12 protein-coding genes are annotated in these 15982 nt (G+C 49.0%); 7 read left to right on the forward strand and 5 right to left on the reverse strand.

The annotated features are described in order from the left end of the window. Positions 1–53 precede the first annotated feature (53 nt). The 5 genes from nifJ (at position 54) to ttcA (ending at position 7078) form a co-directional block, all read left to right on the forward strand. Entirely contained in the window at positions 54–3578 is a 3525-nt protein-coding gene (gene nifJ / locus LG384_RS11410) for a pyruvate:ferredoxin (flavodoxin) oxidoreductase (protein WP_045442856.1), read from the forward strand. 364 nt (positions 3579–3942) lie between these two features. Further along, a complete protein-coding gene (ompC, locus tag LG384_RS11415; protein ID WP_045442858.1) occupies positions 3943–5070 on the forward strand; it encodes a porin OmpC in 1128 nt (375 codons plus the stop codon). Between the two features lie 144 nt (positions 5071–5214). After that, positions 5215–5427 (forward strand): KTSC domain-containing protein, encoded by a 213-nt coding sequence (locus LG384_RS11420; protein ID WP_071828928.1) that lies wholly within the window; start codon positions 5215–5217, stop codon positions 5425–5427. Between the two features lie 81 nt (positions 5428–5508). Continuing rightward, on the forward strand, positions 5509–5943 hold the full coding sequence (uspF, locus tag LG384_RS11425; RefSeq protein ID WP_045442862.1) for a universal stress protein UspF: 435 nt from the start codon (positions 5509–5511) through the stop codon (positions 5941–5943). A 199-nt stretch (positions 5944–6142) separates the two neighbouring features. Further along, the gene (gene ttcA / locus LG384_RS11430; protein ID WP_225760921.1) at positions 6143–7078 is read left to right on the forward strand and encodes a tRNA 2-thiocytidine(32) synthetase TtcA; all 936 of its coding nucleotides are present in this window, start codon (positions 6143–6145) and stop codon (positions 7076–7078) included. Positions 7079–7165: 87 nt separating this feature from the next. On the opposite strand, the gene dbpA is transcribed toward ttcA, so the two are convergent. The 4 genes from dbpA to LG384_RS11445 all read right to left on the reverse strand — a co-directional run bounded on the left by dbpA (position 7166) and on the right by LG384_RS11445 (position 11325). After that, complete coding sequence (gene dbpA / locus LG384_RS11435; protein ID WP_045442869.1) at positions 7166–8539, reverse strand: ATP-dependent RNA helicase DbpA; 1374 nt, start codon at positions 8537–8539, stop codon at positions 7166–7168. A 28-nt stretch (positions 8540–8567) separates the two neighbouring features. Next, complete coding sequence (locus LG384_RS23315; RefSeq protein WP_071828929.1) at positions 8568–8750, reverse strand: hypothetical protein; 183 nt, start codon at positions 8748–8750, stop codon at positions 8568–8570. Between the two features lie 275 nt (positions 8751–9025). Then, positions 9026–10009: a zinc transporter ZntB gene (zntB, locus tag LG384_RS11440; protein ID WP_045442872.1), complete on the reverse strand. Its 984-nt coding sequence runs from the start codon at positions 10007–10009 to the stop codon at positions 9026–9028. Positions 10010–10158: 149 nt separating this feature from the next. After that, complete coding sequence (locus LG384_RS11445) at positions 10159–11325, reverse strand: methyl-accepting chemotaxis protein (protein WP_225761302.1); 1167 nt, start codon at positions 11323–11325, stop codon at positions 10159–10161. A 406-nt stretch (positions 11326–11731) separates the two neighbouring features. Between LG384_RS11445 and LG384_RS11450 the strand changes: the two genes are divergently transcribed. Beyond that, positions 11732–13846 (forward strand): bifunctional diguanylate cyclase/phosphodiesterase, encoded by a 2115-nt coding sequence (locus LG384_RS11450; protein WP_225761303.1) that lies wholly within the window; start codon positions 11732–11734, stop codon positions 13844–13846. Between the two features lie 162 nt (positions 13847–14008). After that, the gene (locus LG384_RS11455; RefSeq protein WP_048221451.1) at positions 14009–15241 is read left to right on the forward strand and encodes a sensor domain-containing diguanylate cyclase; all 1233 of its coding nucleotides are present in this window, start codon (positions 14009–14011) and stop codon (positions 15239–15241) included. 11 nt (positions 15242–15252) lie between these two features. On the opposite strand, the gene smrA is transcribed toward LG384_RS11455, so the two are convergent. Further along, the gene (gene smrA, locus LG384_RS11460) at positions 15253–15816 is read right to left on the reverse strand and encodes a DNA endonuclease SmrA (protein ID WP_045442881.1); all 564 of its coding nucleotides are present in this window, start codon (positions 15814–15816) and stop codon (positions 15253–15255) included. Positions 15817–15982 lie beyond the last annotated feature (166 nt).

The raw sequence follows: 15982 nt of genomic DNA on the forward strand, positions 1-15982 counted from the left end.
GGACTCGCAACTGTTTCGCGAGTCCCCTTTTTGCGCAATGTAAGGGTGTCAGTATGATCACAATTGACGGTAATGGTGCGGTTGCTTCGGTCGCATTTCGTACCAGCGAGGTTATCGCCATCTACCCGATTACGCCCAGTTCGACGATGGCAGAACAGGCTGATGCCTGGGCCGGGAACGGGCTTAAAAATGTCTGGGGGGATACCCCACGCGTAGTGGAAATGCAGTCTGAAGGCGGTGCTATTGCAACTGTTCACGGTGCATTGCAGACCGGTGCGCTCTCTACGTCGTTTACCTCATCGCAAGGTCTGTTGCTGATGATCCCGACGTTGTACAAACTGGCCGGTCAGCTGACGCCATTTGTGCTGCACGTTGCTGCCCGCACCATTGCCACTCATGCACTGTCTATCTTTGGCGACCATTCGGACGTAATGGCCGTTCGGCAGACGGGCTGTGCCATGCTGTGCGCCAGCAGCGTACAGGAAGCTCAGGATTTTGCGCTGATTTCGCAAATTGCTACGCTGAAAAGCCGAGTTCCTTTTATTCATTTCTTTGATGGTTTCCGCACATCGCATGAAATCAATAAGATTGTACCGCTGGCCGATGACACGATCCTCGGACTTATGCCGCAGGCGGAGATTGATGCCCATCGTTCCCGTGCACTTAATCCGGAACATCCGGTTATTCGCGGAACATCGGCTAACCCGGATACCTATTTCCAGTCTCGTGAAGCCACTAACCCGTGGTACAACGCGGTCTATGATCACGTCGAGCAGGCGATGAACGATTTCGCCGCCGCGACGGGCCGCCAATACCAGCCGTTTGAATACTTTGGTCATCCACAGGCAGAACGCGTCATTATTTTGATGGGCTCTGCGATTGGAACCTGCGAAGAAGTCGTGGAAGAGTTACTTACTCGCGGCGAAAAAGTCGGCGTGCTCAAAGTGCGTCTGTTCCGCCCATTCTCTGCCAGACATTTACTGCAGGCCCTCCCAGAAACGGCACGCAGTGTCGCTGTACTGGATCGCACAAAAGAGCCTGGCGCACAGGCTGAACCGTTGTATCTGGATGTCATGACAGCGCTTGCCGAAGCGTTTAACTGCGGTGAGCGGGAAACGTTGCCGCGCGTTATTGGTGGTCGCTATGGTCTTTCTTCGAAAGAGTTTGGCCCGGATTGTGTAATGGCGGTGTTTAATGAGTTGAACAACGCTAAACCGAAACCACGCTTTACGGTCGGCATCTATGATGATGTAACGAATCTGTCGCTCCCTCTGCCGGAAAACACCCTCCCCGGTACCGCTAAACTCGAAGCCCTGTTTTATGGACTGGGCAGCGACGGCAGTGTGTCTGCCACCAAAAATAACATCAAAATTATCGGCAACTCTACGCCGTGGTATGCACAGGGTTACTTCGTCTACGACTCGAAAAAAGCGGGTGGTCTGACAGTTTCCCATTTACGCGTCAGCGAGCAACCTATTCGTTCAGCCTATCTGGTTTCGCAGGCAGATTTCGTTGGCTGCCATCAACTGCAGTTTATTGATAAGTATCAAATGGCGGAGCGACTGAAGCCTGGCGGTATTTTCCTGCTCAATACGCCATACAGTGTCGATGAAGTCTGGGCGCGCCTGCCGCAGGAAGTTCAGGCAGTACTTAATCAGAAGAAAGCACGTTTTTACGTGATTAATGCGGCTAAAATCGCTCGCGAGTGTGGCCTGGCGGCGCGAATCAACACCGTCATGCAAATGGCATTCTTCCATTTGACGCAAATTTTACCTGGCGACAGCGCACTGGCGGAACTGCAGGGCGCGATCGCGAAAAGCTACAGCAGCAAAGGTCAGGACCTGGTTGAACGTAACTGGCAGGCGCTGGCGCTGGCACGTGAATCCGTCGCCGAAGTGGCGTTGCAGCCGGTAGACCCTCACAGCGCCAATCGCCCTCCGGTTGTTTCTGATGCGGCCCCTGACTTTGTTAAAACCGTGACCGCCGCTATGCTCGCCGGCCTGGGAGATGCCCTGCCCGTATCAGCACTTCCGCCGGACGGCACCTGGCCGATGGGTACCACGCGCTGGGAAAAACGCAATATCGCCGAAGAGATCCCTATCTGGAAAGAAGAACTGTGCACCCAGTGCAACCACTGTGTTGCCGCCTGTCCGCACTCGGCAATCCGTGCCAAGGTGGTTTCGCCGGAAGCGCTGGAAAATGCCCCTGCCAGTCTGCATTCACTGGATGTAAAATCACGCGATATGCGCGGTCAGAAGTATGTACTGCAAGTCGCGCCAGAAGACTGTACCGGCTGTAATCTTTGCGTTGAAGTGTGCCCGGCAAAAGATCGCCAGAATCCGGAGATCAAGGCCATCAATATGATGTCCCGCCTTGAGCATGTTGAAGAAGAAAAAGTGAACTATGACTTCTTCCTCAATCTTCCTGAGATTGACCGCAGCAAACTGGAACGTATCGATATTCGTACTTCTCAGTTGATTACCCCACTGTTTGAATATTCCGGAGCCTGTTCTGGCTGCGGTGAAACACCGTATATTAAATTGCTTACGCAGCTGTACGGCGATCGCATGCTGATCGCTAACGCGACCGGTTGTTCATCGATTTATGGCGGTAACCTGCCCTCAACGCCATATACCACCGATGCCAATGGTCGGGGACCGGCGTGGGCTAACTCACTGTTTGAAGATAATGCCGAATTTGGTCTGGGTTTCCGTTTAACGGTGGATCAGCATCGTGTGCGTGTAATGCGTTTACTGGAGCAGTTTGCTGATAAAATCCCGGCGGAGCTGAATGAGGCCCTGCACGCTGAAGCAACACCTGAGGTTCGTCGTGAACAGGTTGCAGCGTTGCGCCAGCATCTACAAGGTGTTGACGGTGCACAGCAACTGTTAACCGACGCCGACGCACTGGTTGAGAAATCCATCTGGCTGATTGGTGGTGATGGCTGGGCCTATGACATTGGCTTTGGCGGCCTGGACCACGTCTTAAGCCTTACCGAAAACGTTAACATCCTGGTGCTGGATACCCAGTGCTACTCCAATACGGGTGGGCAAGCGTCAAAAGCTACGCCTCTTGGTGCCGTCACCAAATTTGGCGAACATGGTAAGCGTAAAGCCCGTAAAGATCTCGGTGTAAGTATGATGATGTACGGTCATGTTTATGTCGCACAGATCTCTTTAGGCGCGCAGTTGAATCAAACGGTGAAAGCTATTCAGGAAGCTGAATCATACCCGGGCCCGTCGCTGATTATTGCGTATAGTCCTTGTGAAGAGCACGGTTACGATCTTGCCCTGAGCCACGATCAAATGCGTCAGCTCACGGCGACCGGATTCTGGCCACTGTACCGCTTTGATCCGCGTCGTGCTGACGAAGGGAAACTGCCGCTGGCTCTTGACTCTCGTCCTCCGTCAGACGCACTGGCTGAGACGCTGATGAATGAGCAGCGTTTCCGCCGTCTTAACGCTCAGCAGCCTGAGGTTGCTGAACAACTGTGGAAGGATGCTACGGCTGATTTGCAAAAACGCTATGACTTCCTCGCGCAACTGGCAGGAAAAGCAGAAAAGAGCAGTACCGATTAAAACGTTTAGGTAAGTAGTAGCCTGAAGTCAAAAAAAAGCCCGAACAGTTGTTCGGGCTTGTCAATTTATTCGCTGGCTAATCAATATTTCTACTAATTCCCCAACGAAAAATAAAACGTGACAATAAAGGCATATAACCTGCGCAGAATATCCCAACAAAATTGACTTGTATAATTTTAATTTTATATATTTAACTTCAATACATTCACGATAATTATCATCATTTCTGTAGTATTATTTGCTTAAGGTTTTACTTAAGGCGTAACAATTCATATTTATCTCTTTACGGAACTTCTCCTTTAGCATGCTTTTACTCCCTATATGGGTAGTCACAGGTAAATAAAAAAACTAAAGGATTATTTCAATGAACAGAAAAGTATTGGCTCTCGTAATTCCTGCCCTGTTAGCTGCTGGCGCTGCTCACGCTGCTGAAGTTTATAATAAAGACGGCAATAAATTAGATCTCTACGGTAAAGTAGATGGTCTGCACTATTTCTCTGATGACGCTAACAATGATGGCGATCAGACTTATATGCGTCTGGGTTTCAAAGGTGAAACTCAGATCAACGACCAACTGGTTGGTTTCGGTCAGTGGGAATATCAGGTTAACGCTAACACGACTGAAAGCGACCATGGCAACAGCTTCACTCGTCTGGCATTTGCTGGTCTGAAATTTGGCGACTACGGTTCATTCGACTACGGTCGTAACTACGGCGTACTGTACGACGTAGAAGGCTGGACCGATATGCTGCCAGAATTCGGTGGCGACTCTTACACCAAAGCTGATAACTTCATGACCGGTCGTGCGAATGGCGTTGCAACCTACCGCAACACTGATTTCTTCGGTCTGGTAAACGGCTTGAACTTTGCACTGCAGTACCAGGGCGCTAACGAAAACCAGTCCCCGGAGCAGGAAGGTACGGGTAATGGCGGCGACCGTAACATGAAGAACTCCAACGGTGACGGCTTCGGTATCTCCTCAACCTACGATCTGGGTATGGGCGTAAGCTTCGGTGCGGCATACACCTCTTCTGACCGCACGAATGACCAGGTCAACCACTCTACTGCCGGCGGCGATAAAGCTGACGCATGGACTGCTGGTCTGAAATATGATGCCAACAACATCTACCTGGCAACCATGTACTCTGAAACCCGTAACATGACTCCGTACGGCGACAGTAACGGTGACGCTAGCAACACCATCGCTAATAAAACTCAGAACTTTGAAGTCACTGCACAGTACCAGTTCGACTTTGGTCTGCGTCCGGCAGTTTCTTTTCTGATGTCTAAAGGTCAGGATCTGAACGCAACTGACGGTGACAAAGATCTGGTTAAATACGCTGACATTGGCGCGACTTACTACTTCAATAAAAATATGTCCACCTACGTTGATTATAAAATCAACCTGCTGGACGAAGATGACAGCTTCTATGCAAACAACGGTATCACCACTGATGACGTTGTAGCACTGGGTCTGGTTTATCAGTTCTAAGTTTGTCAGCCCGCTGGAAACAGCGGGCCATTCTTTTTATGGTAATTCTGTTTTATCTGGATCAAAACATTATATCTGTTGCGTTAAAACGTTTCTTTGATAGATGATATATTGCATTAAGTGCTGTCGTAGAGGATGCCCGCAATGAATCATCACCCCGTCAAATCATCTCGTATTGCATCCGTCGGTTATGACGAATCCTCCTTCACGCTTGAAATTAGGTTTCACCAGATGGGTACGCTGCAATATCAGCATGTCCCAGTCCGTGTTTTTCGCGATTTCCTGAAAGTAGTGTCTAAAGGCCGGTTTTACGATGGAGTAATAAAAGGCAAATTTCCTGAAATCAAAATAAAGTGATGCCAAAATGTGACCTCTGTCATTGTACATAAAGTGCCATTACGCGGTAAGCTTTAGATGGATACTTAAACAGGAGGTTTTATGAACAGAACGATTCTTGTACCCATCGATATTTCAGACTCAGAATTAACTCAACGCGTTATTGCCCATGTTGAAGCTGAGGCAAAAATTGACGATGCGCAGGTTCATTTTTTGACCGTCATTCCGTCATTGCCCTATTATGCTTCTCTGGGACTGGCCTACTCGGCAGAGCTACCGGCCATGGACGATCTGAAAGCCGAAGCAAAATCTCAACTGGAAGAGATTATCAAGAAGTTCAATATCCCGACTGACAGAGTACAGGTGCATGTTGCTGAAGGTGCACCAAAAGACAAAATTCTGGAGATAGCAAAAAAATTACCGGCAGATATGGTGATTATTGCCTCTCACCGCCCGGACATCACCACTTACCTGCTGGGTTCTAACGCCGCTGCCGTGGTACGTCATGCGGAGTGTTCGGTTCTGGTTGTTCGCTAAGCTGTTTGGCCCGCACATCGCTGCGGGCTTTTCATTTCTCCCCCTTTTACCCCACGATTCCTGACCTAAATGTGCTGACATTTTTCCCGCTTATCCGTACCATACACGCCACAGTTTTTATATCAGACTTCTTTTTGCCGGACTATCCGGCGTGATGCATACGCTTCTGATGCCACACTATGAATTGAGCCTCTACTAAATGTCGCAAAATCAAGATTTTAGCAAGAAAGAACAATACAACCTGAACAAATTACAAAAGCGTCTGCGCCGTAACGTGGGCGAAGCTATTGCCGACTTCAATATGATAGAAGATGGCGATCGTATTATGGTTTGCCTTTCCGGTGGGAAAGACAGCTACACCATGCTGGAAATTCTGCGTAACTTACAGCAGAGCGCACCAATCAGTTTTTCTCTGGTTGCTGTTAACCTTGACCAGAAACAGCCTGGATTCCCGGAGCATGTTTTGCCGGAGTATCTGGAACAGCTTGGCGTTGAATATAAAATCGTCGAAGAGAATACCTACGGTATCGTCAAAGATAAAATTCCTGAAGGTAAAACCACCTGTTCTCTTTGCTCCCGCCTGCGCCGCGGTATCCTGTACCGCACTGCAACAGAATTAGGCGCCACGAAAATTGCGTTGGGGCACCATCGCGATGATATTCTGCAAACGCTGTTTTTGAACATGTTTTATGGCGGGAAAATGAAAGGCATGCCGCCGAAACTGATGAGCGATGATGGTAAGCACATCGTGATCCGCCCGTTAGCCTACTGCCGAGAAAAAGACATCGAGCGTTTCGCAGAAGCCAAGGGCTACCCGATTATTCCGTGTAACCTTTGCGGTTCACAGCCTAACCTGCAGCGCCAGGTGATCGCCGATATGCTGCGCGACTGGGACAAACGTTACCCTGGGCGTATTGAAACCATGTTTAGCGCGATGCAAAACGTTGTGCCTTCACACCTTAGCGATATCAATCTTTTCGATTTCAAAGGCATTAAACATGGTTCAGAAGTCGTGGACGGTGGCGACCTGGCTTTTGATCGTCAAGATATCCCGCTGCAACCCGCCGGCTGGCAGCCAGAAGAAGATGACAATCAACTGGATGAGTTACGACTGAACGTTGTGGAAGTGAAGTAATTTACGACTCGTTTTATCAGGCCTACAAAGCGCGTGAGCGTCTGTAGGCCTTCAGGCTGTGCGCCATCAGGCGCTCCGGCACGACATTTATTTCAGTAGACGAACCCGGCAAGTTTTGCCTTTGATTTTACCGCCTTGCAATTGCTTCCATGCTTTATGCGCTACGGCCTGGCGAACGGCGACATAAACATGCGCCGGATGAACGGCAATCTTGCCTATATCAGCGCCATCCAGACCGATATCTCCGGTCAGTGCCCCTAAAACATCTCCTGGACGCATTTTTGCCTTTTTACCACCGTCAATACATAGCGTTGCCATTTCGGCTTCAAGCGGCACGATTGCGCTATTGCCGGGTGCAGGCAACCAGTTCAGCTTCAGCTGTAACATTTCGGAAAGAATATTGGCACGTTGAGCCTCTTCCGGCGCACAGAAACTGATAGCCAGCCCGCTGTTACCGGCACGCGCCGTACGTCCGATACGGTGTACATGGACTTCCGGATCCCATGCCAGTTCGAAGTTAACTACCAGCTCAAGTGATTTAATATCGAGGCCTCGCGCAGCAACATCGGTTGCAACCAGTACGCGAGCGCTTCCGTTCGCAAAACGAACCAGAGTTTGATCACGATCGCGCTGTTCAAGATCGCCATGTAACGACAGTGCACTTTGTCCTGCCGCGTTCAGCGCATCGCAAACTGACTGACAATCTTTTTTGGTATTGCAAAAAACAACGCATGATGCCGGCTGATGCTGACTAAGCAATTTTTGCAGTAACGCAATTTTGCCGTGCGCAGAAGTTTCAAAAAATTGCTGTTCGATGGCGGGTAACGCATCAACTGTATCAATCTCGATCGTTAACGGATTTTGCTGCACCCTACCACTGATAGCGGCAATCGCTTCCGGCCAGGTTGCTGAAAACAACAGCGTCTGACGTGAAGGTGGTGCAAAGCGGATCACATCATCGATCGCGTCGCTAAAGCCCATATCCAGCATACGATCGGCTTCATCCATGACCAGCGTATTCAGGGCATCCAGAGAGACTGTTCCCTTTTGCAGGTGGTCAAGTAAACGGCCTGGCGTAGCGACAATGATGTGCGGCGCATGTTGAAGTGAATCGCGCTGCGCACCAAAGGGTTGTCCACCGCACAAAGTTAAGATCTTGGTATTAGGCAGAAAACGCGCTAAACGACGAAGCTCACCAGCCACCTGGTCAGCGAGTTCCCGCGTCGGGCACAAGACCAGTGATTGCGTCTGGAAAAGAGAGGCATCAATATGCTGTAAAAGCCCAAGACCAAACGCGGCCGTTTTGCCACTGCCGGTTTTTGCCTGCACGCGAACATCTTTTCCGGCCAGGATCGCCGGCAGCGCAGCGGCCTGAACAGGCGTCATTTCAAGATAACCCAGCTCATTGAGATTCTCGAGTTGGGCGGCAGGCAAAACATTCAGGGTAGAAAAAGCGGTCACAATTTTATCTCGCGGTAAAAACTCACATTCAGCAGGCGCGTATCCTCGCAGATCTCCGCCTGTGATGCGACAATTTAATCGGTTCTTGATCCGGTGGTGGGTCCGGCATCGGTTGCGGACGGGGTATCGGATCGGGTACAGGGACCGGGTCGGTAGGTAACGACTCGGCGTTTGGGACTTGTAGCTGCAGTAATGCAATCAGGCAGGTCATATTATCCTCCAGTCAATCAGGCTGACTCTTTTAGGGTAGACGCTGATTTCCTGCAGGCAAAAAAAAGCCGACTAATCTAAGTCGGCGTCGTACGAATCAATTGTGCTATGCAGTAATTCAAAAAAGGAAGTAAGACAATATGGAGCGCAACGCCCATCGCTTGACGTTGCATTCACCTGCGAGAGAGATATTGCCCCGAATAGGTAGATGGTTTATTGACTTCGCTCAAAAGAATGGGCGTTTTCATCTGCGAAAGGCTCTAAAAAACGTTGTTGTTACAACCATTTACTACGATGCAACCATAAAGTAACACCACCAATCAGGACAACTAACAGAATACAAAACAACGAGAAGCCAAATTGCCAGCCTCCACCAGGAATGCCTCCGAGGTTAACGCCGAATAATCCGGTTAAAAATGTGCTGGGCAGAAAGACCATTGCCATCAATGACATGGTATAGGTTCTGCGAGCCAGCGATTCCTGCATAACCTGCGCAATTTCATCCGCCATAATGCCGGTTCGGGCGATACAAGCGTCTATCTCATCCAGACCTCTTCCCAGTCTGTCGGAAATATCCTGCATCCGGCGGCGCTGGTCGTCGGTCATCCACGGTAAACGGTCACTCGCTAAACGCGAGTAAACATCGCGTTGAGGAGCCATGTAACGACGCATGACAATCAGTTGCTTACGCAGTAATGCCAGAAAGCCTCGTGGCGGGATTTGCTGATCAAGCAAATTGTCTTCCAGGTCGATGATTTTATCATGCAGTTGCTCGATAAATTCGCTGGCATGATCGGTCAAGGCATCGCACACATCGACCAACCAGCCTCCGCAATCATTCGGTCCCGTCCCTTCCTCCAGCTCGCTGACCACATCATCCAGCGCCAAAACTTTACGCTGGCGTGTAGAAACAATCAGACGCTCATCCATATACACACGCATCGCGACAAGCTGGTCTGGACGCTCATCGGTGCTGCCATTAATACAGCGCAACGTGATCAACGTGCCTTCGCCCATTCGGCTTACGCGCGGGCGCATGCTTTCTCCTGCCAGCGCATCACGCACATTGTTAGGAAGTAACGGCGTTGTCGCCAGCCATTGCGCGCTATCCGGATGGGTATAATTAAGATGCAACCAACAGGGATGCTGACTGTCGATAACATCGTTATCATCAAGCGGTTTCACCCCACCTTGGCCATCCAGCAGCCAGGCAAATACGGCATCCGGCACATTAACTTCAGATCCCCTAATGGCTTCCACAGCACCTCCACATACACTCAGCTTTTTCGTTAGTCTAGCCTTCAGAATATGTTAAGCAATATCTCATTGTCCCATTGTGCTGAAATGATTCAGAAAAATGTTCAGATAAAGTAAAAAGCGCCGACGATGTCAGCGCTTTTACAGCAGGATTAGAATGAATGACCATATCTATCCCGTCGACTTATTCCTGTTACAACAGAACTGCCTCTGGATTGTGTGAGTGGATCAGCCACTGAGATAGTACTCAAGCGAAATTTATGTGTTCGGAACTGGAGGTCATTCACCTGACTTTTCAGAATACCTGAAGAGTCAGATAATTCATCGACCATGATGGCATTGCTTTGGGTCACATTTTCCAGTTCAGCCAGGGCTTGGGTAATCTTCGTGATCCCTTTTTCCTGCTCCTGCGTTGTCGTCAGTATTTCACCCATCAACTGGTTTAATTGGCCGGCACCATCGACAATGTCCTGCATATTTTTTTCTGCTTCGCGCACAACAGCTGCACCCTGCTGAACATTGTAATGTGTCTCATCAATTAGCCGTTTAATATTTTTTGCCGCCTCTGCGCTACGATGTGCAAGTATTCTCACTTCACCTGCAACCACGGAAAATCCTTTACCATGCTCACCTGCCCTTGCTGCCTCCACTGCGGCATTCAGTGCCAGGATGTTCGTCTGAAATGCAATGCCATCTATCAGCGTAATAATTTCCGTCATCTGTTCCGCACATTCAGTAATAGAGCGCATATTTGACGCTACCTGCACCATTAATTCGCCGCCCTGACGCGCGGATTGCGTCGCGATATTAGCCTGAGCGCTGGCCATCTGCGTGTTATCCGCATTATTTCGTGTGCTGACTGCGATTTCATCCATGTTTGCGGTTGTTTGCATTAATGCCCCTGATTGCTGTTCCGTTTTAACTGACAGCTCAGCACTGCGCTCGGCGAGTTGTTCTGAGAGCGTCATCGCAGTTCTTGAGGACGTTCTTATCTCACTGACTAAGGATGAAATATTGTTCGACAAGCTATTAATACCGGGAATGAGCCGACCTGCACAGTTATTTCCGAATTCTGGAATGCTGATTGCCAGATTCCCTGATGTAACCTCTTCGATACTCCTTTTTACGGTATTGATCGGCACCACCAGGTATTTTGTCATGTACCACCACAGACATAATATAGAAATAGCATTTACAATATTAGCGTAAATAATTACATCCAGTCTGGCAGATAATATGAATTCAACGACATTGACGATAACAAGAGTGAACACCAGAAATAAAATAATAAACGTCCTGACACTGATGTTATTTAACATATGATCCTGCTTATCAAGGAATAATGCGGGTATTATTTTTATAGCATCTGCGATGTAGATTGCCATTACTCCATAACGAAACCTGAACATTCAATTAGAGCATGCCGCATTTTCACTTAAGTCACAGTATTACGCCATCAGTTTATGCTAGCTTGGTATTTTATCCTGATAACGATGAAAATCTGGCGGGCTGTCGATGTTTTGTAATGCCAGCCGGGTTAAGCCCTCCCTTCTAAACCTATAAATTTAATTAATGCTTATATAAGTAAACTATGGGTATTGGCTTGCTATGCATGCTTCAACTAATACTGCGGGTAAAAAAATAAGAGCGCTCCTGGTTTTACCAGGTTAACTGGACAAAACCTGCTAAATTTATCATCACGGCTTTTTTTCGATGGGTAGTATGATGTTGCACGTTTCGTGGGACCCTGTATTGATTGGGATTTCCTTTGTTGTCGCTTTTATCGCCTCTTTTATTGCTCTCGATAGTGCGGGCAAAGTTGCTATATCCAGTCGACGAGAATCTACCTTCTGGCGACTATCTGGTGGAGCAACGTTGGGCATGGGGATCTGGTCAATGCACTTTATCGGCATGCTGGCCATGAAAATGAACATGCCCATAAACTATCACGTTCCCCTCACCGCCTTTTCTTTCTTTATCGCGCTTGCCAGCGCAACCCTCGCTATTAATATTGCGATCTCTGGCAAGACGTTATCGATAAAACGGCTTGCCATCGCGACAAGCGTATTGAGCACCGGCGTGGTGACTATGCATTACGTCGGCATGGCTGCCATTCTCGAGCATGCCGCCATTACATGGGATTACTCGCTTATACTGCTCTCGGTGATCATTGCTGTTGGCGCATCGGGAGTCGGTTTATGGCTTGCTTTTCATTTACGACAAAATACCCGGCGCGTATTGATTAACCGACTTATTGCCGCGCTGATTATGGCGCTGGCAATCGCCTCCATGCATTATACCGGGATGGGGGCGGCGACCTTCACGCACGCAGGGCACGGTCAGAACGACGGGATCGGTACGCTTGAATTGTCCATCTGGGTGTCAGCCATTACTCTGGTAATTCTGGGTATTATGCTGGTTATCTCGATGGTGGACTCTCAACTGCGTACATCCCGGTTGGCTGACAATCTGCATCAGTTAAACTGCCAGCTTGAGCATCAGGTACACTTCGATTCTTTGACCGGCCTGGCTAATCGTGCGCAATTCGACGCCTGTTTGCAGGCCTGCCTGCGGCATTCCAAACTCCATCAACAACGCTTTGCGCTGGTCTTTATCGACCTCGATCGGTTCAAAGTCGTCAATGATACCTGGGGGCATCACATTGGCGATCAGCTACTGATTGCCAGTACTCAACGGATCTATACATGCCTTGATGACACCATGACACTCGCAAGACTGGGGGGCGATGAGTTTATTCTTCTGGTGCCCGACAGTAACAAAGATGCTATCTCCGCCCTGCTTACCCGAATTGCCAGTGTCATTAAAGAACCTTTTACACTGTTCGGACGCACTATCAGGGTCTCATTAAGTGCAGGAAGCAGTATTTATCCTGAGCACGGTTCAACGCTGCATGAGCTCAAAGTGAAGGCAGACATGGCGATGTACCATGTCAAACAGGCTGGCAGAAACGGCTGGGCGCTTTATTCACCGGAAATGGAGACTATTGCCGCTACGCCTCCCACCTTTTTACAGGAACTGTCGCAAGCGCTTGAGCGGAATCAATTTGAGTTGTGGTATCAGCCGAAATATACCGCAGGCAATCATTCGCTGGCCGGTTTTGAAGCGTTACTGCGTTGGCATCACCCCGAGCGAGGTGTGCTGTTGCCTGCTGAGTTTCTGCCTGCACTTGAGGAAACAGGTCTGATACTTCCTGTTGGTACCTGGGTTCTCCAGCAGGCCTGCTTCCAGTTGCATCAGTGGAAATCTCAGGGTCATGGTGAGTGGACTCTCGCGGTGAATCTCTCACCCGCGCAGTTTGAACAACATGATATCGTCGATATTGTCTGCAACGCCCTGGCACAATATCAACTTTCACCTGCGCAATTAACACTGGAACTCACTGAGAGTACCGCGCTTAAAAATCTCAAACGCAGTGTGGAAGTATTGAATGCCTTTTCTGCTCTTGGGATCATCGTTTCTATTGATGATTTCGGCACTGGTTATTCAAATATATTGATGTTGAAATCTCTCCCGGCCCGGGAATTAAAAATCGACAGAATATTTGTTAAAGATATTAGCGAAAACAACAAGAACACAAAAATCGTGTCTACTATTATTGACATAGCCCAATCCATGAATATGTGCGTTGTTGCTGAGGGAATAGAGACTCCGGAACAGGAAGCGTTGCTAACCCAAATGGGGTGCGGAGTATTACAAGGTTTCCTGTTTGCTAAGCCGCTGCCAGCGCACAGAATCCATGAGTTGCTGCAAACAGAAAGTACCGTTAAAACTAAACCAGTCTTACAGCCATTATCTCACCGTCAATCAATAACATTGTGAGCGTGAACAATAAGAATTAGAGCCTGGCCCAGTAGGCGTACATTATTGCAGCCAATTTAGAACTCTGTCGGGGCCAAAATGGCAAATAAAATAACCTAATGGGACAGGCTCTTATTCGCCCTTAAACCGGCAACACAGCATATAAAGATAACGGGATTATCGATGAGCACAACTGAACTGCATTCACTGGATTTATTAACCATTCCGGTCTGGATCGTTTTGCCCCACACCGAAGAGTTGGTGTTCGCCAATGCCGTTGCGCGGGAAATAATGCCTGAGCCGAACTTTTCCCGACTCAGGAGGGGAATATTCTCGACCCATGCCCAGGCGGATTTGCCGATGTATCTCGGTGATTTGAGAAATCATCACGACATTGTAGAAATTATCACCGTTTATAGGGATGGCGCGGAAATAGCACTGTCCTGCCGCCTGTCTATAAGAACTCTCGCCAACGTTGGTGATGTTATCCTTTTTGAAGGTATTGAGACCCCCAGCGCACAGGGGCTGAAAGCCAGTCGTTCCGCTACCTATCAGCGTAAGAAACAAGGGTTTTACGCGCGTTTTTTTCTGACAAACTCAGCGCCGATGTTGCTCATCGACCCCTCACGCGATGGGCTTATTGTCGATGCGAATTTGAGCGCGCTAACTTTCTATGGCTACAGCCATGACGTGATGTGCCAGAAACACACCTGGGAAATAAATATGCTGGGCCGCCATATACTACCGGTAATGCACAAAATAGCGCATTTGCCTGGTGGCCATAAGCCCTTACATTTTGTTCATAAACTTGCTGATGGCAGCACCCGTCACGTACAAACCTACGCCGGTCCCATTGAGATTTACGGCAACAAACTCATGTTGTGCATCATTCATGATATTACTGAACAAAAGCGCCTGGAACAGGAGCTGGAACGGGCAGCCCTTCATGACGCATTGACCGGGTTACTTAACCGCAGACATTTTTATCAAATTACCGAGCCCGAACAGACACACGCTATATCATTAACTCAGGATTACAGCCTGCTGCTGATCGACACCGATCGGTTTAAGAGCATTAACGATCTCTTCGGTCATTTAAAAGGAGATGAAGTGCTTTGCGCTCTGGCTCGCACGCTGGAATCTTGCGCGAGAAAAGACGATTTGATTTTTCGCTGGGGTGGTGAAGAGTTTGTCTTGCTGCTGCCTCGTACGTCTCTGGATGTCGCCATTAATCTTGCTGAGGTGATACGCGCGACGGTAGCCAGGGTCACTCTTCCTGGTCTGCCCCGCTTTACCGTGAGCATCGGCGTGGCACGTCACGAAGCTAACGAAAGCATTGATGAGTTATTCAAGCGCGTGGACGACGCGCTATATAAAGCCAAGAATGAAGGCAGGAACAGAGTGCTGGCAGCCTGAGGTTGAATCAGTTAGCGGCTACGTTTCGCGTGACGTTCCCAGTTATCCTGTTTTGCCTGCGCCGTTTTACGTAACGCAACATAGCACGCTCCACTGCCACCATGATGCGGCAGTGCGGTGCAATAGGCCTGCACATCGTTAAACTCCGTCAGCCAGCGCGCCACGTAACTGCGTACAATATTGGCATGGGAATTATCGTCACGTCCCTTGCCATGAATAACCAGTACGTTACGCAAACCATCCTGTTGTGCCTGAAGAATAAAGCTGAATAGCATCTGACGGCATTTTTCGACGGGCTGACGCAGAAGGTTGAGACTCGCCTGCTGAGGATATTTTCCGGTACGCAACTTGTCGATAACGCCATGCTGCAAACCTTCGCGACGAAACTCCAGTGGTACGCTTAGAGGTACGATATCGAGGAAGCCTGTCGAGAGGTAATTATCTAATTGCAGTGTATCGATACGTGCCGGAGTGCGCAGGTTACGTACAGGTTGCCAGTGAACATCAGCGCAGCCTTTCAGAGGTTCAACATCCCCCATTGCCTCAAGAAACAGCGATGCATCATCAAGGTTCATGTTTCATCCTCCAGCGTTTTTGCGACGGCCATTATCATAACCGCGCAGTATTACACGGACAACGGTTTACGGTAATTTCCAATAATTCGCATAGATAACGAGGAGTTCAATAGTGGATCTAAGGGGGTATAGCTGTGTATATCAATGGCGTGATATTGTGTGATCC

The organism is Citrobacter sp. Marseille-Q3906 (assembly GCF_916618775.1).
In the GTDB taxonomy this organism is placed as follows: domain Bacteria; phylum Pseudomonadota; class Gammaproteobacteria; order Enterobacterales; family Enterobacteriaceae; genus Citrobacter; species Citrobacter murliniae.

Bases quoted from the DNA above. Each gene is read 5' to 3' on its own strand.
- uspF (WP_045442862.1), top strand. From the start codon at position 5,509: ATGAACAGAACGATTCTTGTACCCATCGATATTTCAGACTCAGAATTA.
- ttcA (WP_225760921.1), top strand. From the start codon at position 6,143: ATGTCGCAAAATCAAGATTTTAGCAAGAAAGAACAATACAACCTGAAC.
- ompC (WP_045442858.1), top strand. From the start codon at position 3,943: ATGAACAGAAAAGTATTGGCTCTCGTAATTCCTGCCCTGTTAGCTGCT.
- nifJ (WP_045442856.1), top strand. From the start codon at position 54: ATGATCACAATTGACGGTAATGGTGCGGTTGCTTCGGTCGCATTTCGT.
- LG384_RS11450 (WP_225761303.1), top strand. From the start codon at position 11,732: ATGTTGCACGTTTCGTGGGACCCTGTATTGATTGGGATTTCCTTTGTT.
- LG384_RS11455 (WP_048221451.1), top strand. From the start codon at position 14,009: ATGAGCACAACTGAACTGCATTCACTGGATTTATTAACCATTCCGGTC.
- LG384_RS11445 (WP_225761302.1), bottom strand. From the start codon at position 11,325: ATGTTAAATAACATCAGTGTCAGGACGTTTATTATTTTATTTCTGGTG.
- smrA (WP_045442881.1), bottom strand. From the start codon at position 15,816: ATGAACCTTGATGATGCATCGCTGTTTCTTGAGGCAATGGGGGATGTT.
- LG384_RS23315 (WP_071828929.1), bottom strand. From the start codon at position 8,750: ATGACCTGCCTGATTGCATTACTGCAGCTACAAGTCCCAAACGCCGAG.
- LG384_RS11420 (WP_071828928.1), top strand. From the start codon at position 5,215: ATGAATCATCACCCCGTCAAATCATCTCGTATTGCATCCGTCGGTTAT.